The organism is Streptomyces sp. NPDC093065, from assembly GCF_044754585.1.
GTDB lineage: Bacteria > Actinomycetota > Actinomycetes > Streptomycetales > Streptomycetaceae > Streptomyces.
Genome location: NZ_JBIVPJ010000002.1, coordinates 440273 through 463523 on the forward strand (window position 1 = coordinate 440273; position 23251 = coordinate 463523).

22 protein-coding genes are annotated in these 23251 nt (G+C 70.8%); 9 read left to right on the top strand and 13 right to left on the bottom strand.

Going from position 1 to position 23251, the window contains the following annotated elements; translation table 11 throughout:
• Nucleotides 1-25 precede the first annotated feature (25 nt).
• Nucleotides 26-1366, top strand: coding sequence for a metallophosphoesterase (locus ACIQFU_RS04905; protein ID WP_402548992.1), 1341 nt, complete (start codon nt 26-28; stop codon nt 1364-1366).
• Here the strand turns inward: ACIQFU_RS04905 and ACIQFU_RS04910 are convergent.
• The 9 genes from ACIQFU_RS04910 to ACIQFU_RS04950 form a co-directional block, all read right to left on the bottom strand.
• Nucleotides 1357-2124: a TetR/AcrR family transcriptional regulator gene (locus ACIQFU_RS04910; protein WP_402548993.1), complete on the bottom strand. Its 768-nt coding sequence runs from the start codon at nt 2122-2124 to the stop codon at nt 1357-1359. The two genes, ACIQFU_RS04905 and ACIQFU_RS04910, sit on opposite strands and share 10 nt — an antisense overlap.
• Before the next feature lie 11 nt (nt 2125-2135).
• Entirely contained in the window at nt 2136-2624 is a 489-nt protein-coding gene (locus ACIQFU_RS04915) for a thiol-disulfide oxidoreductase DCC family protein (protein ID WP_402548994.1), read from the bottom strand.
• Nucleotides 2625-2628: 4 nt separating this feature from the next.
• Nucleotides 2629-3036, bottom strand: coding sequence for a hypothetical protein (locus ACIQFU_RS04920; RefSeq protein ID WP_402548995.1), 408 nt, complete (start codon nt 3034-3036; stop codon nt 2629-2631).
• 96 nt (nt 3037-3132) lie between these two features.
• Nucleotides 3133-3543: a VOC family protein gene (locus ACIQFU_RS04925; RefSeq protein ID WP_402548996.1), complete on the bottom strand. Its 411-nt coding sequence runs from the start codon at nt 3541-3543 to the stop codon at nt 3133-3135.
• A 147-nt stretch (nt 3544-3690) separates the two neighbouring features.
• On the bottom strand, nt 3691-4464 hold the full coding sequence (locus tag ACIQFU_RS04930) for a succinate dehydrogenase iron-sulfur subunit (RefSeq protein WP_402548998.1): 774 nt from the start codon (nt 4462-4464) through the stop codon (nt 3691-3693).
• On the bottom strand, nt 4464-6218 hold the full coding sequence (gene sdhA, locus ACIQFU_RS04935) for a succinate dehydrogenase flavoprotein subunit (protein ID WP_402548999.1): 1755 nt from the start codon (nt 6216-6218) through the stop codon (nt 4464-4466). Before sdhA ends, ACIQFU_RS04930 begins: the two co-directional genes overlap by 1 nt.
• A 19-nt stretch (nt 6219-6237) precedes the next feature.
• Nucleotides 6238-6720: a succinate dehydrogenase hydrophobic membrane anchor subunit gene (locus ACIQFU_RS04940; RefSeq protein ID WP_402549001.1), complete on the bottom strand. Its 483-nt coding sequence runs from the start codon at nt 6718-6720 to the stop codon at nt 6238-6240.
• Nucleotides 6721-6725: 5 nt separating this feature from the next.
• Nucleotides 6726-7106, bottom strand: coding sequence for a succinate dehydrogenase, cytochrome b556 subunit (gene sdhC, locus ACIQFU_RS04945; protein ID WP_003974113.1), 381 nt, complete (start codon nt 7104-7106; stop codon nt 6726-6728).
• Between the two features lie 222 nt (nt 7107-7328).
• Nucleotides 7329-7838: a 2-oxo-4-hydroxy-4-carboxy-5-ureidoimidazoline decarboxylase gene (locus ACIQFU_RS04950; protein WP_402549002.1), complete on the bottom strand. Its 510-nt coding sequence runs from the start codon at nt 7836-7838 to the stop codon at nt 7329-7331.
• Between the two features lie 230 nt (nt 7839-8068).
• Here ACIQFU_RS04950 and ACIQFU_RS04955 point away from each other — a divergent pair, with 230 nt between their 5' ends.
• The 5 genes from ACIQFU_RS04955 to ACIQFU_RS04975 all read left to right on the top strand — a co-directional run bounded on the left by ACIQFU_RS04955 (nt 8069) and on the right by ACIQFU_RS04975 (nt 13513).
• The gene (locus ACIQFU_RS04955) at nt 8069-9685 is read left to right on the top strand and encodes a glycoside hydrolase family 20 protein (RefSeq protein ID WP_402549004.1); all 1617 of its coding nucleotides are present in this window, start codon (nt 8069-8071) and stop codon (nt 9683-9685) included.
• Nucleotides 9686-9796: 111 nt separating this feature from the next.
• Entirely contained in the window at nt 9797-10399 is a 603-nt protein-coding gene (locus tag ACIQFU_RS04960) for a hypothetical protein (protein WP_402549006.1), read from the top strand.
• Nucleotides 10400-10486: 87 nt separating this feature from the next.
• Nucleotides 10487-11056 carry a hypothetical protein gene (locus ACIQFU_RS04965; RefSeq protein ID WP_402549007.1) on the top strand — a complete coding sequence of 190 codons (570 nt, stop codon included), beginning with the start codon at nt 10487-10489 and terminating at the stop codon, nt 11054-11056.
• A 178-nt stretch (nt 11057-11234) separates the two neighbouring features.
• On the top strand, nt 11235-11669 hold the full coding sequence (locus ACIQFU_RS04970) for a hypothetical protein (protein ID WP_402549257.1): 435 nt from the start codon (nt 11235-11237) through the stop codon (nt 11667-11669).
• 338 nt (nt 11670-12007) lie between these two features.
• Nucleotides 12008-13513, top strand: coding sequence for an ATP-binding protein (locus ACIQFU_RS04975; RefSeq protein WP_402549009.1), 1506 nt, complete (start codon nt 12008-12010; stop codon nt 13511-13513).
• Nucleotides 13514-13536: 23 nt separating this feature from the next.
• Here the strand turns inward: ACIQFU_RS04975 and ACIQFU_RS04980 are convergent, their stop codons facing one another.
• On the bottom strand, nt 13537-15477 hold the full coding sequence (locus ACIQFU_RS04980; RefSeq protein ID WP_402549010.1) for an AAA family ATPase: 1941 nt from the start codon (nt 15475-15477) through the stop codon (nt 13537-13539).
• Nucleotides 15474-16370, bottom strand: coding sequence for an S-4TM family putative pore-forming effector (locus tag ACIQFU_RS04985; RefSeq protein WP_402549012.1), 897 nt, complete (start codon nt 16368-16370; stop codon nt 15474-15476). The genes ACIQFU_RS04980 and ACIQFU_RS04985 overlap by 4 nt, the downstream gene beginning before the upstream one ends.
• A 619-nt stretch (nt 16371-16989) precedes the next feature.
• On the opposite strand from ACIQFU_RS04985, the gene ACIQFU_RS04990 reads away from it, so the two are divergent.
• Nucleotides 16990-17652: an RNA polymerase sigma factor gene (locus tag ACIQFU_RS04990; RefSeq protein WP_402549014.1), complete on the top strand. Its 663-nt coding sequence runs from the start codon at nt 16990-16992 to the stop codon at nt 17650-17652.
• A complete protein-coding gene (locus ACIQFU_RS04995) occupies nt 17652-18836 on the top strand; it encodes a hypothetical protein (protein WP_402549015.1) in 1185 nt (394 codons plus the stop codon). Before ACIQFU_RS04990 ends, ACIQFU_RS04995 begins: the two co-directional genes overlap by 1 nt.
• A gap of 186 nt (nt 18837-19022) precedes the next feature.
• Here the strand turns inward: ACIQFU_RS04995 and ACIQFU_RS05000 are convergent, their stop codons facing one another.
• On the bottom strand, nt 19023-19898 hold the full coding sequence (locus ACIQFU_RS05000) for a L,D-transpeptidase family protein (protein ID WP_402549258.1): 876 nt from the start codon (nt 19896-19898) through the stop codon (nt 19023-19025).
• A 245-nt stretch (nt 19899-20143) separates the two neighbouring features.
• Between ACIQFU_RS05000 and ACIQFU_RS05005 the strand changes: the two genes are divergently transcribed.
• Nucleotides 20144-21724, top strand: coding sequence for a methylmalonyl-CoA mutase (locus tag ACIQFU_RS05005; RefSeq protein WP_402549016.1), 1581 nt, complete (start codon nt 20144-20146; stop codon nt 21722-21724).
• Nucleotides 21725-21746: 22 nt separating this feature from the next.
• Here the strand turns inward: ACIQFU_RS05005 and ACIQFU_RS05010 are convergent, their stop codons facing one another.
• Nucleotides 21747-23159, bottom strand: coding sequence for an FAD-dependent oxidoreductase (locus ACIQFU_RS05010; RefSeq protein WP_402549259.1), 1413 nt, complete (start codon nt 23157-23159; stop codon nt 21747-21749).
• Nucleotides 23160-23251: the final 92 nt, after the last annotated feature.

Below are 23251 nucleotides of genomic sequence, written 5' to 3' on the forward strand. Positions count from 1 at the left end.
GTCACAACCGAGGGGATACGACGGCATGGTGGTCGTCTTCGTGCTGGTCGCGTTGCTGATGGTGGGCGTCCTCGTGACGGCCAACTGGTACGTGTGGCGGCGTCTGTTCCACGACACGACCAGTGCCCCGGGCCCGGTGCGCCGGATCGGCGCGGCCGTGATCGCCGGGGGCTGGCTGCTGGCGGTGGGGGCGCTGGTCGCCGAACGCGCGGGCGCCCCCTTCTGGCTCCAGCGGGTCCTGGCCTGGCCGGGCTTCCTGTGGCTGGCCCTGTCGATCTACCTGCTGCTCGCGGTGCTCGCGGGCGAGGTCGTCCGGCCGCTGCTGCGGCGGTTCCTGGAGCGCCGGGCGGCCGTACGGCGCACGGAGGGCGGGGAGTCTTCGGCCGCCCCCGCCGAGGACACGAAGCGCATACCGGCCAAAACGGCCCCGCCGAAGCAGCCCGGGGCGGCGACTGGGACACCGGAGGCGCCCGGGGCCCCCGAGCCGCCCGAGACGCCGGGGCCCGGCGCCGGGAGCACGTCCCCGGGGCCCCTCGCCGTCCCCTCCCGCCGCCTGTTCGTCTCCCGTGTCGTCGCCGGTGCCGCCGCCGCTGCGGCCGTCGGCACGGTCGGCTACGGCACGTACGGCGTGCTGAGCGGTCCCAGGGTGAAGCGGGTCACCGTGCCGCTGGCCAAGCTCCCGCGCGCGGCGCACGGTTTCCGCATCGCCGTCGTCAGCGACATCCACCTGGGCCCGGTGCTCGGCCGGGGCTTCGCCCAGAAGGTCGTCGACACCATCAACTCCACGCAGCCCGACCTGATCGCCGTCGTCGGCGACCTCGTCGACGGCAGCGTGAAGGACCTCGGCCCGGCAGCCGCCCCGCTGGCCCGGCTCAGGGCGCGGCACGGGGCGTACTTCGTCACCGGCAACCACGAGTACTTCTCCGGTGCCGAGCAGTGGGTCGCCGAGGTGCGGCGGCTCGGGCTGCTCCCGCTGGAGAACGCCCGCACCGAGCTGCCCCACTTCGACCTCGCCGGCGTCAACGACGTGGCGGGCGAGGACGAGGGCCGGGGTCCCGACTACGCCAGGGCCCTCGGCGACCGGGACCGCTCCCGCGCCTGCGTGCTCCTCGCTCACCAGCCGGTGCAGATCCACGACGCCGTCGACCACGGCGTCGACCTCCAGCTCTCCGGCCACACCCACGGCGGGCAGCTCTGGCCCGGCAACCTCATCGCGGGCGCCGCCAACCCGACGCTGGCCGGTCTGGACCGCTACGGCGACACCCAGCTGTACGTCAGCCGCGGCGCGGGCGCCTGGGGGCCTCCCACGCGTGTGGGGGCGCCTTCGGACATCACGGTGATCGAGCTGGCGTCCCGTCAGGCCTGACCGGTGGTCCCGTCGGGCTCGCGGGCGGTCCTGCGCGTGGCCGGGTCCGGCAGGGACCTGGTCATTCCCGGCAGGAAGTCCGTGAAGAGTTCGTGTACCTCGCGCACCAGCGGGCGCAGCACCCGGAAGCGGGCCAGCACCACGCCCCGCGCGGTGAGCCGGGCGCCGCGTTCGGCGAGGCGGTAGCTGCGCTCGCGGCCCTCGGTGCGGTCGAAGATCCAGTACAGGACCAGACCCATCTGGGAGAGCCACATCAGCTCGGGCAGGATGTCCCGCAGTTCCTCGGGCACCTTGGTCTTCGCCCCGGCGAGCACCGCGCGGTGGATGCCGATGGCCTCCACGCGCGCGTGCTCCGACTCCGGTGAGAAGGGGCTGAGCGGGCTGTCGGGGTCGGCGGCGTTCTTGAAGAACTGCACCGCGAACTCGTGATACGGCGTGGCGATGTCCAGCCAGACCTTCAGCACGCCCGCCAGCCGTGCCTCCAGGTCGGTCTCCCCGGCCAGGACCTCGCGGACCGCCGCCCGGTGCTCGGCGGCGATCCGGTCGTAGAAGCCCTGGATCAGGTGTTCCTTGCCGGCGAAGTAGTAGTACGCGTTGCCGACGGAGACCCCGGCCTCCTGGGCGATGGCCCGCATCGTGGTCCGGTCGTAACCGCGTTCCTGGAACAGCCGCATGGCTGTCTCCAGGATCAGGGCGCGGGTCTGCTCGGACTTGCTGAGGTGGGCACCGCCGTCGGCGCCGTCGTTGGTCGCAGGCACGGGTCCAGAGCCTATCCAGTGGTACAGGCGCCGTCGTCACAGCCCGGCCCGGCGTAGATCCACCCCAGGCCGGGCTCGTACACCCAGCCGTCCGCGCGCCGATACCCGTTGCCGCCCCACTGCCGCTGCCCGGCGCGCCACCTGGCGGCGGCCAGGACGGCCCCCCGGGCCAGCAGGGCGCCCTTGGGGGTGCTGAGCCGGTGGGCGAGCCTGCGGTACCGGCGCAGCGCCCACAGGACGACGATCCAGGCGGCGGCGCCCCGGTAGACCTGCCCGGCGTCACCGACGACGGTGACCTCGTCGAGGGTGGCCGCGTGGTCGAGTCCCGGGAAGCGCCTGCGCGCCTCCTGCGACGCGGCCGGGACCAGCTCCAGCGGCACCAGCCGGGGCTGGCGCAGCAGCCAGTCCCGCACGTGGGTGCACAGGGCGCATTCGGCGTCGTAGAGGACGGTGAGCCGGCGCACGGGGGCGCCGGCCGTCGTCCCGGGAGCGGGAACCATCGGTTCAGGCTCCGGCCGTCGGGGCCGCCCAGCCCTGCGGCGGGACCGGGGGCAGCTGCTCCCGCTCCATCATGCCGCGCCGCCGGATCTTGTTGAGCACGTACACGTTGCCCAGGTGCATCACGCCGAGCACCAGCAGCACCACGCCGAGCTTGGTCGACAGGGCCTCGAAGATGCCGCGGGTGTCGGCGATGGTGTCGTCGCCGCTCAGGTAGAGGGCGACGAAGCCGAGGTTGACGAGGTAGAAGCCGACCACCAGGAGGTGGTTGACGGCGTCCGCGAGCTTCTCGTTGCCGTGCAGGACGTCGGCGAGGAAGACCCGTCCGTTGCGGCTGAGCGTGCGGGCCACCCAGACGGTCAGGCCGATGCTGACGACCAGGTAGATGACGTAGGCGATGACGGTGCGGTCCATGCCCCACCCCTTCTTGAACGCGTTCAAAACGCTGACGAGACTGACTGTAGACCTGTTTTTGAACACGTTCAAGCCGCCTGTGCGAGCGCGGGCGGTTCAGGGGCGGCGGCCCAGCTCCGGGCGCTTGGAGTAGTCCGTGAGGCCGATGACGTTGCCCCAGGGGTCGGCGAACTCGACCGTCCAGCCGGTGGCCACGGGGAACGGCTCGTCCAGCGGCGGCACCCCCGCCTCGCGCAGCGCCCGGGCGGCCGCGCGGGCGTCGGTCACCTCCAGCCACACCCGCGCGGAGGGCCACATCGGCGGCTGCCGCCCGAACTCCTCCTCCACCCGCAGCAGCAGCCCCGGCGTCTCGACGCCCACCTTCAGCAGTGCGATACCGGCCTCGTCGAGCCGGTAGGCGACCGGGAAACCGGCCCGCTCGTAGAACCCGACGGCCTCGGCGAGGTCCCCGACGGGCAGCAGCACGTTGTCGAACCCGAGCAGTTCGTACGACTCGTCATCTGACATGGCGTCAGGCTAGGACGGTCATCGGCCGGAACGGCTGATAGCCGGTCCGAGCCCGGGGCGGACTTACGCCGTCCGGCCGCAGGAACGCCGCAGGGCCCCGTCTCCGGGTGGGAGACGGGGCCCTGCGGCGGAGTGCACCGACGGACGTCAGAAGCGGCGCGTGATCAGCGCTCGCTTCACCTCCGCGATGGCCTTGGTGACCTCGATGCCGCGCGGGCAGGCGTCCGTGCAGTTGAAGGTCGTACGGCAGCGCCACACGCCGTCGCGGTCGTTCAGGATCTCCAGCCGCTGCTCGCCGGCCTCGTCGCGCGAGTCGAAGATGAAGCGGTGGGCGTTGACGATCGCGGCCGGGCCGAAGTACTGGCCGTCGTTCCAGAACACCGGGCACGAGGACGTGCAGGCGGCGCACAGGATGCACTTGGTCGTGTCGTCGAAGCGCTCGCGGTCCTCGGCGGTCTGGAGGCGCTCACGCGTCGGCTCGTTGGTGTCCTTCGTGATCAGGAAGGGCATCACGTCCCGGTACGCCTGGAAGAACGGCTCCATGTCGACGACCAGGTCCTTGAGGACCGTCAGGCCCTTTATGGGCTCGACCGTGATCGGCTTCTCGGGGCTGAGGTCCTTGATCAGCGTCTTGCAGGCGAGGCGGTTCTTGCCGTTGATCCGCATGGCGTCCGAGCCGCAGATGCCGTGCGCGCAGGACCGGCGGAACGTCAGGGTGCCGTCGAGGTCCCACTTGATCTTGTGCAGCGCGTCGAGGACACGCTCCTTCGGGTCGATCTCCAGCTGGAAGTCTTCCCAGGTCGCCTCGGCCGAGACCTCCGGGTTGAACCGGCGGACGCGGAAGGTGACCGTGATGTACGGGGAGTCGGCGAACCCGGGCTCGGGGGCCGAGTCGTTCTTCTCCATGACAGGGGTAGCCATCAGTACTTACGCTCCATCGGCTGGTAGCGGGTCTGGACGACCGGCTTGTAGTCGAGCCGGATGGACTCGGCGCCGTCGTCGCCCACCTCGCGGTACGCCATGGTGTGGCGCATGAAGTTGACGTCGTCGCGGTTGGGGAAGTCCTCGCGGTAGTGACCGCCGCGCGACTCCTTGCGGGCGAGGGCGGAGACCGCCATCACCTCCGCCAGGTCGAGCAGGTTGCCCAGCTCGACGGCCTCCAGCAGGTCGGTGTTGAAACGCCGGCCCTTGTCCTGGATCGACACGTTCTTGTAGCGGGCGCGCAGCTCGGCGATCTTCTCGACGGCCGTCTTGATCGTCTGCTCGGTGCGGAACACCATGACGTTGGCGTCCATGGTCTCCTGCAGCTCGCGGCGGATCGCCGCCACCCGCTCGGTGCCGGTGGACGAGCGCAGCCGCTCGATCTGCTCGACGACCAGGGACTCGGGGTCCTCGGGCAGCTCGACGAAATCCGCCTTCTGCGCGTACTCCGCGGCGGCGATGCCCGCGCGGCGGCCGAAGACGTTGATGTCGAGCAGCGAGTTGGTGCCCAGCCGGTTGGCGCCGTGCACGGACACGCAGGCCACCTCGCCGGCCGCGTACAGGCCGGGGACGACGGTGGTGTTGTCCGCCAGGACCTCGCCCTCGACGTTGGTCGGGATGCCGCCCATGGCGTAGTGCGCGGTCGGCTGGATCGGGATCGGGTCCGTGTAGGGCTCGATGCCGAGGTAGGTCCGCGCGAACTCCGTGATGTCGGGCAGCTTGGCGTCCAGCTGCTCCGGCGGGAGGTGGGTGAGGTCCAGGTAGACGTGGTCGCCCTCGGGACCGCAGCCGCGGCCCTCGCGGATCTCCGTGTAGATGGAGCGCGAGACGACGTCACGGGAGGCGAGGTCCTTCATGACCGGCGCGTACTTCTCCATGAAGCGCTCGCCGTCCTTGTTGCGCAGGATGCCGCCCTCACCGCGGGCGCCCTCCGTCAGCAGGATGCCCATGCGCCAGATGCCGGTCGGGTGGAACTGGAAGAACTCCATGTCCTCCAGCGGCAGCCCGCGCCGGTACACGGCCGCCTGGCCGTCACCGGTGAGCGTGTGCGCGTTGGAGGTCACCTTGAAGAACTTGCCGGTGCCGCCGGAGGCGTAGATCACGGACTTCGCCTGGAAGACGTGGATCTCGCCGGTCGCCAGCTCGTAGGCCACCACACCGGCCGACTTCTTGACGCCGTCGACCTCGGTGATCAGCTGGTCCAGGACGTAGAACTCGTTGAAGAACTCCACGCCCTCCTTGACACAGTTCTGATAGAGCGTCTGGAGGATCATGTGACCGGTGCGGTCGGCCGCGTAGCAGGAGCGGCGGACCGGCGCCTCGCCGTGGTTGCGGGAGTGCCCGCCGAAGCGGCGCTGGTCGATCGTGCCGTTCGGGGTCCGGTTGAACGGCAGGCCCATCTTCTCCAGGTCGAGGACCGAGTCGATGGCCTCCTTCGCCAGGATCTCGGCGGCGTCCTGGTCGACCAGGTAGTCACCGCCCTTGACCGTGTCGAAGGTGTGCCACTCCCAGTTGTCCTCCTCCACGTTGGCCAGCGCGGCGGCCATGCCGCCCTGCGCGGCGCCCGTGTGGGAGCGGGTGGGGTAGAGCTTCGTCAGCACGGCGGTGCGGCTGCGCTTGGTCGACTCGATGGCCGCGCGCATGCCGGCGCCACCGGCGCCGACGATGACGGTGTCGTACTTGTGTACCTTCATGATTTTCGCAGCCCCGTGCCTAGCGGATGTTCGGGTCGAAGGTGAAGATCACCAGCGTGCCCAGCAGGATGGTGAACACCGTGGCGGTGTAGAGCAGGCCCTTGAGCCACAGGCGGGTGTTCGCGCGCTCCGCGTAGTCGTTGATGACCGTGCGCAGGCCGTTCGCGCCGTGCAGCATCGCGAGCCAGAGCATCAACAGGTCCCAGACCTGCCAGAACGGCGAGGCCCAGCGGCCCGCCACGAAGGCGAAGCCGATCTTCGAGACGCCGCCGTCGAGCACCAGCTGGATCAGCAGGTGGCCGATGACGAGGACGACCAGCACGACGCCGGACAGGCGCATGAAGAGCCAGGCGGCCATCTCGAAGTTGCCCCGGGTGGACTTCGGGGTCTTCTTCGTGCGGGCGCGGGGCGCTTCGATCAGCGGCGCCGGGTTGTCGACCGAGTAGAGGGAGGCGCCCTCGACGGGGCCGATCCCGGAAGCGGGGGATTCAGTCGTGGACATTGGCGTCAGCTCCCGAACAGTTCACGAGCGGCGTGGCCGAGGACGGGGTAGATCGCCCCGAGCATCAGCACGACCCACAGGGCGACGACGGTCCAGAGCATCTGCTTCTGGTAGCGGGCGCCCTTGACCCAGAAGTCGACGGCGATGACACGCAGGCCGTTGAGCGCGTGGAAGAGGATGGCGGCGACGAGGCCGTACTCCAGCAGCGCGACGATCGGCGTCTTGTAGGTGGCCACGACGGTGTCGTAGGCCTCGGGGGACACTCGCACGAGAGCGGTGTCCAGCACGTGAACGAACAGGAAGAAGAAGATGAGGACGCCGGTGACTCGGTGAGCCACCCAGGACCACATTCCTTCCCGGCCGCGGTACAGCGTTCCAGCCGGCACGGAAATTTCCTCCGGGAGCGGGGATTGGGGCCGCGCCGGCTTTCCTTGTCGGTCGGGCCCGGCCGGGTACGGTCCACCGGCCCCCAGCATGGTAGCGACGTGTACCTGCGGTGCTTACAGGGGGCCTGCCGGTGTGATCGAAGTTGCACTCAAAGGAGCAGTGGGGTTGAGCGGGGGCGGCTACGGGGGTGGGGGTTCGGGTGGTTTGCCGGGTGCGCGTAGTCAGTGGTTGCTCGCGCAGTTCCCCGCGCCCCTCAAGGCGCTGCTCAGCCGTGTCTTTGCCAGGTGTCGGAGTTCCTCTGCCGTTACCAGGCGTTCTTCGTCCAGGTCGTTGTTCAAACGTGACCGGATGGCTGTCAGCGCGTGGTTCAGGGTCTCGTCCTGGGGCAGGCCGTCCAGGCAGATGACGAACACGTGTCCGAAGCGGGACTCGTAGGCCGCGTGGGCCGCGTTGAGGGCCGTGTGGGCCGCCGCGTACGTGTCCTCCGGCAGGTCGGGCAGCGTCTCCGCCGCCAGGGCCTCGGTCAGGTCGTCCGGGGAGAGGTCGTAGGACGCCTCGTCCGCTGCCGCCAGGAGGGCCGGGAGGTCCGGGTAGGGGCGGTGGGCGGTGAGGCAGTGGGCCCAGGCGTGGCTGTGCAGGCAGGCGAGGAGGGTTTGGGCGGCCTCCTCGGCGGGGGCCGTGTTGAAGCGCTCCAGCGGGGTGGCCGGTGCCGGTGTGGCGCGTGTTTGCACCGGTACCGGTATGGCCACTCGGCGGGGGAGGTCTGGGAGACGGTGCGCAGGCAGCGTGGGTCCTCGTGGGCTTCACGTGTGTGTCGGCAGGGGATTGTGCGAAGGATGTGGCGTCACGTTATCGAGTGACGGCAACACGTGTCCGTCCGATGCCCGAATTTCACCCGAACGGGAGAGTTTCAGAACATGTGGTGGACGCATGAAGGCACCGGCGGCCCTAGGTTGGCGTTGTGAGCCAGCACAGAGGCCGGATACCGGCGCACAGAGTGAGGCAGCGGGCCGTGATCGCCGGCGCGGTGGTCGCCGCGCTCGGTGTGGGAGTCGGCCTGTGGGCCACGGACGGCGACGGAGGCGGCGGGGAGGGCTCGGCAGCCCGGACCCCCTCCGAGGAGGCGGCCGCGCCCAGCCCCAGCCGGTCCTACCCGCTGTCCAAGGAGCCGCGCACCATACCCGCCGTGCGCGAGCACACCGCAGCCCGCGGCCCCGGCTGGCAGCCCGAGAAGGGAAACCGGGTCGTCGTCGCGGACTCCGGTCTCGCCGACGAGGGCAAGCAGATCGCCGGTGAGCTGGGGATGACGTACGCGGGGGAGAAGGACGACGAGCGGGACGGGGACCTGCTGCTCGACGTCAAGGCCGACAAGGGCGCGAACCCGGAGTCGTACACCATGACCGTGCGGGGCGGCCGGGTCACCGTCACCGGGCCCGCCGAGGCCGGCGTCTACTACGGCACCCGCACCCTGAAGCAGGAGGTGGACGGCGGCGGCACCGCGCCGGAGGGCGTGGTGAAGGACGAGCCGGCCAAACCGAAGCGCGGCTTCTCGCTGGACATCGCCCGCAAGCACTACAGCGCCGACTGGATCAAGGACCGGATCCGCGAGCTGGGCGACCTCAAGTTCAACGAGCTGGGCCTGCACTTCTCCGACGACCAGGCCTTCCGCATCGAGTCCGACTCGCACCCCGAGATCGTCTCGGACGAGCACCTCACCAAGGCCGAGATGAAGGAGATCATCGATCTCGCCGCCTCGCGCCACATCACCGTCGTCCCCGAGATCGACTCGCCGGGCCACCTCGGCGCCGTGATCGCCGCGCACCCGGACTTGCAACTGCGCAACGCGCAGGGCACGGCCACCCGCGGCGCCATCGACATCTCCAAGCCGGAGGCCGCGAAGATCGTCGACGACCTGCTGAACGAGTACGCCGACCTCTTCCCCGGCTCCCAGTTCCACCTGGGCGCCGACGAGTACCAGGCGCTCGTGGTGCCGAACCCGGAGGCGTCCTACCCGACGCTGGCCGCCGCCGCCCGCAAGGCCTACGGCTCCGGCGGCACCGTCGCCGACCTCACCACCGGCTGGCTCAACGGCCGCGCCAAGACGGTCATGGCCCACGACCGCACCCCGCGCGCCTGGAACGACGGCTTCTTCAAGGACACCTCCGTCGATCCGCTGGGGGACATCAAGGTCGCCTACTGGACCGGCAAGGAGATCGGCGCCCGCCCGCCGGCGGAGTATCTGAGCGCGGGCCGGCAGGTCCTCAACTACAACGACGAGTTCCTCTACTACGTGCTCGGCCAGCCGCAGACCTTCGTCTACCCGACCGGCGAGCGCATCTACGAGCAGTGGACCCCGCGCGTCCTGCGCGGCACCACGGCCGTCGACGCCAAGTACGACGACCAGATCCTCGGCGGCAGCTTCGCCGTCTGGGGCGACTTCCCGAACGCCCAGACCCAGGCCCAGGTCGCCGAGGGCATCCGGCTGCCGCTGGCCGCGACGGTCCAGAAGCTGTGGGATCCCGGCAAGCCCGAGCTGTCCTGGGCGGACTTCAAGTCGCTGGCCGACCGCCTCGACTGACGGCCGGCCTCCTCGTCCCGGCCCGCCGATTGTCCGATCCGGCTGCGAACGCCCGTACGGCTGTGGTGGTCTTTTGGCCGAGCCGAACCGACACGCCGGGGGGACCGGGACATGGGCTACTGGGGGTACTTCGTCGTCGGCCGCGCCGAGCGGCCGCTCGCGGAGCTGGAGGCGCTGGCGGGAGCCGCGGACATGACGCTGCGCCAGTCCGCGCCGGACGGGTGGCAGGTGTGGGAGTTCACGGGCGGCGACGGAGACGTCGGGAACATGAACGACCTGGCCGCACAGACCGGCGCGCCCGCGCTTTTCGGCTACGTGATGGACAGCGACTGCGTGGTCGTGGAGGCGGCGGCGCCCGACAGCGGGGCCTGGACGACCTGCCTGGCGCGGACCGCCATGGCCGGGTACCTGGGCGCCGAGCGGGACGGGCTCACCCTGGAGGACTACTTCCTGGAGCCCCGCGACGCCGCCGAACGCGCCGTCGCCTGGGCCGCGGAGGCGGGGTGCGCCGCGAGCGCCGGGGAACTGACCGAGGTGCTGTCGGACGATCCGGGCGCAGACGCAGACGCAGACGCGGATGCCGATGCGGACGGGGCCGAGGCCGCCGGGGACTCGGGTGGGGACTCCGGCGGGGTGTCCGGCTCCGGCTCCGGTCCGGTGGCCGAAAACCTCTTCTTCCGCTTCCTCGACCGGCTGGGCGTCGTGCCGCTGTGACACTCCAGGGCCGTCGCACGCAGTAAGGGTCAGTGCGGGCTCCGTGGTGGTGAGCGGGGCGAAGCGGCAGGAACAGGGAGGCACCCGATGAGCCTGGTGGAACTGATCGCGCGGGCCGACGCACGCGGACTCGCCGCGAGCGGACTGGCTTGTTTGGACCGCTGCGTCCCTCTGCTGGACGGCGACGACGAAGTCCTCAGACCCCTGTGGTCGACCCTCGCCGACGACACCGGCGGGGAAGCGGGCCGCGACTGGACCGAGGGTCTGGCGCAGGTGCGGGACAAGCTCGCCGGCCCCGACGCCACCGGAGAGGACGAGGCCGTGGCCCTGGTCCGCCGCATGCTCGAGGCCGCACCGGCCGAGTGCTCCGGCCCGGCGATGCGGACGTGGGCCGACGCCTGTTCCGTCGCCTCGCTCCGGATCCACCGGCTCCTCGACCCCGTGGGGGAGGCCGCCGGCGGGACCGACGTGCCCCGCGACGGCGGCACGGAGGGACTGCCGCCGCTCGTCGCCGCCGAACTGCGCCGCCAGGCCTGCGTACTGGAACTGCTCGCCGATCGCGGCGACGCCGGGCTGCGTCCGGCGCTGGAGGTCTGCACGGAGGGGCGCCGGGTGCTGCGCGCGGTGGTCTCCCGCCGGGCACGGGGCCGAGGTTGACCCCCCGGGGCCGGTGCCGGTCCCCCTGTGACCGTCGTGCGGGGAACGCGCGGTGGCGGTGCGGCGGACGTGGGGGAGGTGGGGCGGTCCTGCGCCGGTTGCGGAACGACCGGCCCGCGCGTGTGACGCAACTCCGTCCCGCGGCGCTTTAGCCCATGTGACGACTGTGACCAGCGGATTGACGAGCGGATCGACCAGCGGACCGGCCCACGGAGCGCCGGACGGTTCGACGAGCCCGCAGCAGACCCGCCCCGCGGCCGCCGCGAAGCCGGTGCGGTGGGCGGCGGACGCGGTGGCCACGATGCGCGAGGGCGCCCGGTTGCGCCTGGACTACTCGGCGCAGAGCCTGTGGCGCGTCGACCGGGTGATCGACGGCATCCGGCGCGAGCGGGCGCCGTACGCCGCCGTGGAGACGGCGCTGCGCGGACTGGGCGCGTACGCGGGAGAGGTGATCGTGCGTCAGGCGGGCGGCGAGTGGTGGACGACCGGTGGGGACCACTGGGTCCGTACCCCGGACGGCCGCCTGTGGGACCCGATGGACGAGGCCCGCCGCTGCTTCGCCGGAGACGGGTCGCTGCGCCTGCTGTGCCGGGACGCGACGGCGTCCCGGTGACGCCCGGCCGCGGCCACCGGGGATCCCGGCGTTGCCCGTGACACGGTGCCGCGGGACAGGTCCCCGGCCGGAACCAGTGGCCCCCACCAGGGAAGACCGCGGCGGCCCAAGGCAACGGCCGGGGCCGCCACCCCTGGTCGGCTAGAAGCGTGAAGGGCCTCTGACCAGGCAATTTGTTGTCCGGGTGTAAGTACTCGTTTTCCGTCTGGACCGGCCCTCATCCAGGTGTGTTTCTGGCTGTTCCTGACCGCTGCTGGTCACGTGTTAACTTGGATACGACGGATTACGTCGAAGTAGACTTTGACGTAATCCGTCGTGGTCGAGGTGCAGGAGGGCAAGTGGCGAAGGGCCTGGCAGTCAAGCCGGATGACCTGTTCGACCGGGACCGGGAGTGGGATCTGCTCGCGGAGTTCCTCACTGATCCGGATCCAGCGATGCGGCTCGGCATCGTGTCGGGTCGGCGGCGGCATGGGAAGTCGTACCTTCTGCAGGCCCTGTCCGAGCAGGTTGGTGGGCTGTACGTCACAGCGGTCCGGGAGGAGGGACGACTGCCCGCGATCCAGCGGTTCAGTGACGCGGTAGCCACTCACGCCGGCCTGCGGCCAGGGAGTCTGCGTCTGACCGACTGGCGTGACGTTCTATCCAACGCCCTTGAGGTGACTGCCCGTTCGTCGCAACCGCTCCTGGTGATCGACGAGCTGCCCTATCTGCTCCAGCACTCGCCCGAGATCCCGGGCCTGTTGCAGCAGCTCTACGACGAGCGCCAGCGGGGTGCCCGGCCTGGCGCCGGGCCGGGTCCGCGGCTGATCCTGTGCGGCTCCGCGATGAGCGTCATGCATGAACTGCTCTCGGGGACCAAGCCGTTGCGAGGCCGCGCCGTGGTCGATCTACGGCTGGGCGCCTTCGACTACCGTGATAGCCGGGCCTTCTGGCAGATCGCCGACCCGCTGACCGCGCTGAAGGTGCACGCGGTCCTGGGCGGGGCCCCCGGTTACAGGCCGGTGGCTGCCCGTCCGCATCCGGACGACGGCTTCGACGCCTGGCTCACTCGGACGCTGCTGGACCCGGGGCGGGCGGTGTACTCGCGTACCGAGACCGAGTACCTGCTGCGCGAGGACCCGAGGATCACCCAGCACACCCTGTACTACGACATCCTCACCGCGATCGCGAACGGGGCCACCACCCCGAGCAAGATCGGGGCGGCCCTGGAACGCCCGCGCAACGCCGTCGCCCACCCGCTCGGCGTCCTGGAATCCACCGGCTACATCCGGCGGGAACAGGACATCCTCCGCTCCAAGCACCCCGTCATCACTCTCGCCGACCCGGTCATCCGCTTCAACCAGCTCATCACCCTCCCGCAGGCCGCCGCCGTGGAGCAGGGCTTCGCCGAGCAGGTGTGGCAGCAGGCCGCTCCGACCTTCAACTCCAAGATCCTCGGGCCGCACTTCGAGGACCTGGCCCGCGACTTCACCCGTCGTTATGCCCACACTCTGTTGCCCGGCGGACTGCCCGGCCCGGTCGGCACCACGGAAGTCGCCGACCAGGCCGCCCGGACCAAGCACGAGGTCGATGTCATCGCCCTGGCTGCCGGTGAGCGCCCGCAGGCTCCCCGTGCGAGGATCGCGCTGCTGGGTGAGGCCAAGGCGACCGCCGCGCGCCGGGGGACCGGTGACCTGGAGCGCCTGGAACGTATCCGTACGCTCCTCAAAGACCAGGGGTACGACACCGCTGCCACCACGCTGGCCCTGTACTCATTGCACGGCTTCTACCCCGACCTGGTTGAACTGGCGCACGGTCGTGGCGACGTACTCCTGGTCGATCTGCCCACCCTCTACCGCGTCTGACAAGGGCGGTCCCCAGACCTTCGTCAACGGCCGAATGGCCATAGCGGGGTTCTGGGGCGAGGCTGCGGTGTGGGGCGAGGCTGGGCAAGAACCTTTCGCACCATGTCCTTGGAGATGTCATGCCGGCCCTGGGTGTCGCTCGGGTCGAGTACGGCGAAATGCTCGCGTAGCGACGGTGGTTCGAGTCCTTCGAGGCCGATGTGCACGGCGTTCTCCGTCCATGCCACGCCTGTCGTCGCCCCGGGCACGTGCTGCGTCAGGAGAACGACCTTGACGAGCAGGTCCGGCCTGCCCTGGATGGTGTCCAGCGCCAGGTCGAGCTCCGAGTCACGCAGGACGTGCCCGTCATCAAGGAGATTCTCCGCCGAGTCGATCACAATGATCGGCCGGAAGCCGCCGGTGTCTTCAAGACAGTCCAGCGCCATCTCCAGGCGGGCACGAGCGAAACTTCCGGCCGCCCGACCCGACCCGGGTGGTTCGATGTCTTTGATGAGTGCCGCCACACCGAGCTCCCCGTAGGGCGTGGCATCGTGCCAGCGGACCGCCGACGACTCGACGTCCGGATCAGCCCGGCCCAGGTCGGCGAGCACCTCGCGCACCAGCGCCGTCTTGCCTATCCCGGCCGGGCCGCTGACCACGATGATGGAGGTGGTTCGATCCTCCAACGCCGCGCGAAGATGGCTTCGCGGACCCGTGCGGTTGACAAAGGCGGACGTACCGCGCGGCCTCCGGCCGGTAGTCCGCGTCGTCACCGTGCCGGTCGAGCCGAGATCCGCTCCCGCGTCGAAGAGCTCCGCTCGAGATGCCGACGGGGCGCCCGGTCTCAGCAGAATCCGAGTGAGACGCCCCGCCAGGCGTGCGCACCAACGGCGGGCCTCCGGTGTACCGTTCGAGTACGCGCTGTGCAGCATCGCCTGGGCCAGCAGGGAGACCATCAGTTGCCTGTGCCACTGCTCGGGATCCCCATGCTTGTCGATGACGAAGCGAAGGGCGGGTCCTCGCAGCGCGTCAATGATCTTTCGCACATTGCCCGGCATGCCGTCATCGAGGTGCTTGTCCCGCTCGTCGCGCTCCAGATACGTGAGAAACCTCGACTGGCTGTCCTCGGACGACTCCCCGATCTCCCGCCAGCAGAGTGAGATCAGCAGAGTCGCGAGATCCCGGCTCAGCGGCGCCCGGGGGTCATAGGTGGCCAGGTCGATCAGGCAGAAGCGGTTCGCGTCCACGGACCCGTCGGGTTTGGGTACGAGGACGTTGTCCCCATGCAGATCACCGTGGGTCCGGCCCACCAGACAACTGATCGTGCTCAGTGTCGCAGGCGTGTCCTCGGTGAACAGCCGCCACGGGTTGGGCAACGGTTCGCGCTCGCCCGGCAGCCGAAGGTGGTCGGGCGTCAACAGACCGCGATCCCGCGCCCACTCGTACAGCCACCCGTCCCTCTTGAAGCTGTCACCCAGTTCGCTCGTCAGTAACTTGCCCACCGGCAACTGCTCACTGTCGTACGCGTCGCCGGTCCATGCCAAGAGCATCTTGCACCAGATCGTCTCGCAGGCGTCGGCGAGTTGGTCGAGACCGATCGTCCCCAGTGGAACGCCGGGGACCAAGAACTGGCCGACGACAAAACCGTTCTGCAGACATCTGGCCGCAGGGAAGGCGACCTCGGCCAGGTGCTGTGAACGGAAGGCTTCGGGGGCCTCTCGCAGGGCCGCCAGATGCCGGTGGTGCTCGCGCCGGTGCTTCAACGACGCCGACGGACAGAGCTTGATCACGCACCAACTCGGTTCGGGACGCCCTGATGCGTAGACCACCAGAGCCTTCACCAGCTGTGCACCGGTGAAGCCGCGACCGCCCGCCTTGACGGTGCCGCTACGAATCTTGAAACCGTTGTCGAGCAGGGACTCGATGATCGACGAGGCGACGGTGGCGCTTCCGAACTCGTGAGTCAGCTCCTCCAGGGCGGTCATGACCGGGGAAACCTTGATTCCAGCTCTTGCATCCTGATCTGGAAATCGCCCTTGTCCTGGTCGTGGTAGCGCCGGAAGTACCAGGTCGGCAGACGCGGCTGGAGCCGTCGCATCTGATAGAGCGTGTCCTGGACCTGGCGGGCGAAGCGGGTGAACGCGGCCGGTGTGGTGATCACAGGTGACGCGGGATCGTCGATGACCGCACGCACCAGACCGAGGACGCGCAACCGCTCCTGAATGCTCGTCATCTGAGTGCGGTACATCTGCAGACACAGGAGCAGCAGGCCGAGCGAAGGAACGAACCACCCAGTGACCAGTCGGCTCACCGTCCCGCCGGTAGTCAGGGCCAGCAGCACACCCGCCATGGACCACAGCACCAGCGTGCCCAGCGTGAGCTGGGCGAAGCGAAGCCGGATCCGGGACCCCCAAGCCAGGTTCTGTTCCAGGCAGAAAAGCACGTCGTAGGGCGCGGCAGCGTCCACCACCAGGTAGTAGCCTCGCAGTCGGTCCTCGCTGCCGCGGAAGCTCCTGCTCAGTCGGCTCACTTCGTCGTGGCTGATCCGGTTGCCGACCGCCACGTTGTTCCACGGCAGGTCAAGTACCTCGGCATCGAACATCTCCTGAAGAGCCGCAGCGATACGGAGGTAACGCTCGGCCCAGGGGGCCATCACCGCCATGTAGAGCGCGGCCCAGAGCGTGCCCCCGAGGGTGACGGCGGTGCCGTACCGTGAATCCGAGCCGGTCAGCAGGCCGGCGACGGCCAAGGCGATCGAGACGCTCAGGCTCAGCGTTTGCGCCCGCTGGTTTCGGAGGTGGGCCACGGCGACGGCTTTGAGCAAGCGCACGGCCGCGACGCCTTCCTGTTGGTCCGCGATGGGATGGGTGCTCGTCAACGTCCCTCCCGCATGTGCGCATCGACGTAGTGAGTCTCACACGGTCGGTAGCCCTGGCGGTACAGTGCGTTGTTTCCGTGGTCGGCGGTGCGCCCGCCACCGTCTCGGCACCGCTGTCGACAAGAGTCGCGTCGGCCCAGCACGCGAGGGTCGAGCAGGAGCGGGCCGGGGATCCATCGTCGACGACTCGGCACGTTGTGCCGGACAACAACCTGTGACTCTGGCGCGCTGGTTACGCCGCCCATGAAATCTGCGCAAAGACCCAGGTCGGAGCTCAGAACCGCAGAGACGGCCGGGGCCGCCACCCCCCACAGGAGAGGCCCCGGCCGTCGCGCGGTACGGGCCGCGCGGCGGCCCGTACTCCCTACAGCGCCGCGACTGCGTTTTCTGTCACACCCCACCGCGTCACGGGTTAGTTGCATCTTGTACGGCAATGCGATGTGGACATGGACGAGTGGCGGTTTCAAGACGTAACGTGCCATTCGCGCCGATGCAGCGGGGGGCTCGCTCCCGCGACGAGGTTGTGGGAGACCGCCGCAGCCCATCCTTCGAGAAACCACGACGGCGAGGACCACGTCCGCGAGAGCGGCGCCGTTCCAGGCGCAGAAAGGCCTTCTCGGTGCTGGGGGACGACGCGGAGCTGACCGCCGCGGTGCGTGCGGCACAGGACGGGGACGAGTCCGCGTTCCGGACTGTGTACCGCGCCGTGCACCCGCGACTGCTGGGGTACGTGCGCACGCTCGTCGGTGATCACGACGCCGAGGACGTGGCCTCCGAGGCCTGGCTGCAGATAGCCCGCGACCTGGAACGGTTCGACGGCGACGCCGACCGGTTCCGCGGCTGGGCCGCCCGCATCGCCCGCAACCGCGCGCTCGACCACATCCGCATGCGCGGCCGCCGGCCGGTGATCGGCGGCGACGAGACGGAGCTGACCGGCAAGGCCGCGGAGTCCGACACCGCGGGTGAGGCCATGGAGGCGCTGGCCACCGGAAGCACCCTCTCCCTCATCGCCCGGCTGCCCCAGGACCAGGCCGAGGCGGTCGTCCTGCGCGTGGTGATGGGCCTCGACGCCAAGAGCGCCGCCGAGACGCTCGGCAAGCGGCCCGGCGCCGTCCGCACGGCGGCTCACCGCGGCCTGAAGCGCCTGGCCGAGCTGCTCGGCGGCGATCCGGAATCGGGTGGCGGGCTCGACGCCCTGCCACCGCAGCGAGAACCGCGCGGTCGTGCGGTGACGTCCGCGAGTGTGACGCATACGCGTGCGCGGACGCAGAAGGACATGTGATGGCCGACGAGCAGGACGAGTGGCTGGACCGCGAAACGGCGGAGCTCATGCTGCGCGGAAAGCCTCCGGAGGGTCTGGAGAGCACCGACCCCGCGACCCGCGACCGGGCCGGACGGCTCGTCGCGGCCCTCGGCGTGCTGTCCGCCCCACCTGCGCCGACCGGCGAGGAACTCCCCGGCGAGGCCGCCGCGCTGGCGGTCTTCCGCAAGGTGCGCGCCGAACGGGCCGACGCGTCGGCGGATGCGCCGGCCGGGCTCGGGCACGGCACCGCCCCCGGGCCCGCCGACGCCGGTCTGGTCCGCATCGGCCCCCGTGGCGACGGCACCCGGCGGACGCACTGGAGCCGTCCCCTGCGTCTCGGGCTGGCCGCCGCGCTGACCGTCGGCATGGTGGGCGGCGTGGCGGTGGCGGCCGGAACCGGAGTGCTGCCGACGCCGTTCGACCGCACCGAACCGGAACCCGCCGCCACCGCCTCGGCCGCCACCTCCCCCGACCGTCCGCTCGCACCGCCCTCACCCCTGGAGGGCACGCTGGGCGGGGCGGACCCCGGTACCGCCTCGGGCGCGCCCGGAGGGGGCACCGCCCGGGACGGCGGCCGGACCGGGGACCGCGACGCCGACGACCGGGACGCGGACGGCGCCGACGGACGGCGGTCGGGCCTCGCCGCGTCCTGCCGCAAGGCGCGCGCCGGCAAGCAGCTCGACGCCGCCCACCGGCGCGCGCTGAAGGAGGCGGCCGGGGGAGCGTCACGGGTCGGGAAGTACTGCGGCACCCTCCTCGCCGCGAGTGGCACCGGCGGCCGGGACGGCGGAGAGCACGGCGACTCCGGAGAGGCGTCCTACGAGGGCGAGCTCCGCAAGGACACCGGGGGCGGCAAGGGCGACCGGGGCGGCAAGGGTGACAAGAACGGCAGGAACGGCAAGGGGGACAAGGAAAACAGCGGCGACAAGGACAAGGGCGGAAAGAAGGGCGACGACGGCCACGGCGGCCGTGGAGACCAGGACGACGACGGCGACGACGGCGGCAACGACGGCAACGGCGATGACGACGACGCCGACATAACCCCGCCCGTCCGCGGCCACCACCGCCCCCACGGCCCTCACGCTCCGCCGGCCCACGAGCCCCGGCCGCAGCGGGCGCCCGCCTACGCGCGATGTGCCATGTACTCCGCGAAAGCCGCCTGACCTGCGCTTTCGCAGACGGTGACGGTTCCCGCGCCGAGGGTGTGACACTTTCGGCCACCGTGACGCAGTAATGAGTGAGCCGACTGGTCATCGGCTTTCGCACCGAGCCGGGGTTCCCCCCGTACCTGCGCTCGTGCACCTCGGCGCGGGCGGGACACGTTCCCCCGGTCCCGCCCGCGCCCCCATTCACCCGTACACGACGACCTTGTCGCCGTTCCTCACCTGCGCGTACAGGTCTGCGATCGCCCCCTCGTCCCGCACGTTGACACAGCCGTGCGAGGCGCCGGCGTAACCGCGCGCCGCGAAGTCGTAGGAGTAGTGCACGGCCTGGCCGCCGCTGAAGAACAGGGCGTACGGCATGGCCGAGTCGTAGAGCGTCGACCAGTGGTGGCGGGACTTCCAGTAGACCTGGAAGACGCCCTCGCGGGTCGGCGTGTGCTGCGAGCCGAAGCGCACGGACATCGTCGAAACGGTCCGCCCGTCGATCATCCAGCGCAGCGTCCGGCTGGACTTGCTGACGCACAGCACCCGGCCGGTGGTGCAGCGCGGGTCGGGCGCGGCGGCGGGCTGGCCGCCCATCAGGTACAGGTCCCACTTGCCCGGCTCGTGCGACATCCCGAGCAGCCGCTGCCAGGTGACGGTGTCCGTCCGGCCGGTCCTGGGCAGCCCGCGCTTGCCCTGGAAGCCGCTGACCGCGCGCTCGGTCAGGTTGTCGTACGTCCCGGTCGGCCCGTCCACGAGCCACTCCACCTGGCGCAGCCGGGCCTGCAGCTCGCGGACGTCCCGGCCGGTGTCGCCCCGCTTCCACAGCACCCTGGCCGCCTTCGTCCCGGGGGCCGGCGCACTCGACGGCTCCCGGCCCCGGGACGGCGCGTCCGGCGACCGCCGGTTACCGGACGGAGTGCTCTTCGGCGAGGCCCCGGTGGTGACGTCTATGCGCACCGGTGCGTGCCCCTCGCCGTCCGGCCCGGTGCCCTGCACGGTGCAGCCGCCCGCCGCCAGTACGGCCCCGAGGGCGACGGCGACCGCCCGTCCCGTGCTCCCCATGCCCGCCCCGCGCATCACGGCCCCCCGTCGTCTCACGGTCCCGCACCGACGTCCCCCTGAGTTGTTCCCCCGGATGACGCACCGCGAACGGCACGGCATCGTCGGGACCCCGCCGAGGTTGTGAGGAAGGTCCCAGCGTGGGCCTCTCCACCGGGTGCACGCGCGCGGATACAGTCCGTCGAAGTGCCAGACCGTACCGGCGGGTAAATGGCGGGTACTTCGAACAGTACGAACATGTGCTCAGCGGGAGGCATCACACCATGACGCGCGAGTCCGAGTCCGGGCTGCCCATCGAACCGGTCTACGGGCCCGACGCCCTGACGGACTGGGACGCGGCCGAGAAACTGGGCGAGCCCGGGAAGTACCCCTTCACCCGGGGCGTCTACCCGTCGATGTACACCGGCCGGCCGTGGACGATGCGCCAGTACGCCGGTTTCGGCACGGCGACCGAGTCCAACGCCCGCTACAAGCAGCTCATCGCCAACGGCACCATGGGCCTGTCGGTCGCCTTCGACCTGCCCACCCAGATGGGTCACGACTCCGACGCGCCGATCGCGAGCGGCGAGGTCGGCAAGGTCGGCGTCGCCATCGACTCCATCGACGACATGCGGGTGCTGTTCGGCGGGATCCCGCTGGACAAGGTCTCCACGTCGATGACGATCAACGCCCCGGCCTCCCTGCTGCTCCTGCTCTACCAACTCGTCGCCGAGGAGCAGGGCGTGAGCGCCGACCAGCTCACCGGCACGATCCAGAACGACGTGCTGAAGGAGTACATCGCGCGCGGGACGTACATCTTCCCGCCGAAGCCCTCGCTGCGGCTGATCGCGGACATCTTCAAGTACTGCAGGGCCGAGATCCCGAAGTGGAACACCATCTCGATCTCCGGCTACCACATGGCCGAGGCCGGCGCGTCCCCCGCGCAGGAGATCGCGTTCACCCTCGCGGACGGCATCGAGTACGTGCGCACGGCGGTCGCGGCCGGCATGGACGTCGACGACTTCGCGCCCCGCCTCTCCTTCTTCTTCGTGGCGCGTACGACGATCCTGGAGGAGGTCGCCAAGTTCCGCGCGGCCCGGCGGATCTGGGCGCGGGTGATGAAGGAGGAGTTCGGCGCCAGGAACCCCAAGTCGCTGATGCTGCGCTTCCACACCCAGACCGCCGGTGTGCAGCTGACCGCCCAGCAGCCCGAGGTGAACCTGGTCCGCGTCGCCGTGCAGGGCCTGGGCGCGGTCCTCGGCGGCACGCAGTCCCTGCACACCAACTCCTTCGACGAGGCCATCGCGCTGCCCACCGACAAGTCGGCGCGGCTCGCCCTGCGCACCCAGCAGGTCCTGGCCTACGAGACGGACGTGACGGCGACCGTCGACCCCTTCGCCGGTTCCTACGTCGTCGAGAGGATGACCGACGACGTGGAGGCGGCCGCGCTGGAGCTGATGGGCCGGGTCGAGGACCTCGGCGGCGCGGTCAACGCCATCGAGCACGGCTTCCAGAAGAACGAGATCGAGCGCTCCGCCTACCGCATCGCCCAGGAGACCGACTCCGGCGAACGGGTCGTGGTCGGCGTCAACCGCTTCCAGCTCGACGAGGAGGAGCCCTACGAGCCGCTGCGCGTCGACCCGGCCATCGAGGCCCGGCAGGCCGAGCGCCTGGCCGTGCTCCGCGCGGAGCGCGACCGGGCGGCGGTGGACTCGGCCCTGGCGGCCCTGAAGAAGGCGGCCGAGGGCGAGGACAACGTCCTGTACCCGATGAAGGACGCGCTGCGCGCCCGCGCGACGGTCGGCGAGGTGTGCAACGCGCTGCGGGAGGTCTGGGGGACGTACGTGCCCTCCGACGCGTTCTGAGACCCCGGGCCGGTCCGGGGCCTCAGCCCGTCAGCCCGAACCGGCCCAGGTAGGTGTCGAGGCCCTCCGGCGTGTGGCCGGCCCACCCCACGTACCCGTCCGGCCGTACGAGGAACAGCCCCGTCCCGTACGCCCCGTGCGCGCCGCCGCGCACCACCCGTACCGCCGGCCCCACACCGCCGCCGGGCGCGTCGGTGCCCAGGGCCAGCAGTGTCCAGTGCGGCCCCCGGAAGGCGTCGAAGAGCCGTACGCCGTCCACCGTGCCGTCGGGCGCGCGGTCCCCGGCCCGTATCGCGTCCTCGCCGACGGCGCCCCGTGTCTCCACCGTCAGCGACGAGTCCCGGTACCCGATGCCCAGCTGCCGGGTCGCCCCGCCGCGCCGTACCTCGCCGCGGTGGACGGCGGTCGACAGGTCGAGCATCTGCGCGGCGATCGGGCGCCGTTCCTCCTCGTAACTGTCCAGGAGCGCCGCCGGGGCGCCGCCGGTCAGCACCGCGCCCAGCTTCCAGCCCAGGTTGTAGGCGTCCTGGACGCTGGTGTTCAGCCCCTGTCCGCCCGCGGGCGAGTGCACGTGCGCCGCGTCGCCGGCGATGAAGACCCGGCCCGAGCGGAAACGGTCGGCCAGGGCCGCCCGCGGCCGGAAGTCGGAGACCCAGCGCACCTCGGTCACGTCCTCGGCGGCGATGTGCGAGCGTTCCGCGACGACCCTGCGGACGCCGTCCGGGGAGGTGTCCACCTCCGCGCCCTCCGGGAACCGCGCCATCACCTGGAAGTCCTCGGTGCCGGCCAGCGGGCAGACGGCGAGGAGGTCGGCGCCCTCGCGCGGCGGGAAGACGTGCCAGTTGTCGCGGTCCAGGCCGCTGATCCGGACGTCCGCCACCAGCGTCGGGCTCGGGTCGACCGTCTCGCCGGTCATGCCGATGCCCAGCGCGCGGCGCACCGCCGACCGGCCGCCGTCCGCCGCGACCAGGTAGCGGGCGCGCACCGTCCCGCCCGAGGCGAGGCGCACGGTGACGCCCGCGTCGTCCTGCGCGACACCGACCACCTCGTGGTGGAAGGCGACCTTGCCGCCCAGCTCCCCGAGCCGGGCCGCCAGGATCTCCTGCGTGCGCCACTGCGGCACCATCCACGCCCTGTTGTACGGCGAGTCCTCGCTCGGCTCGGCCGGCTCGAACATGTGGTGCTCGCCGACCCGCTCGCCGTTCTGCCAGATCATGCCGATGGGGTAGGTGCCGCCCGCCGCGTGGATGGCGTCGACGACGCCGAGGTCGTCGAAGACCTCCATCGTGCGGGGCTGGAAGCCCTTGCCCCGCGAGCCGGGGAACAGCTTCCCGGCGGCCTCCAGGACCAGTGCGTCCACCCCGCGCCGGGCCAGGTCGACACCGAGGGCGAGACCGGTGGGGCCCGCGCCGGCGATCAGCACTTCCGTGTCCAGGACATGCGTATCCGTGACATTCACGGCAACTCTCCTTAACGTCGTTAAGTCCCGTGCGTGACCGAGCATGGCCCTAACGCCGTTAAGGTGTC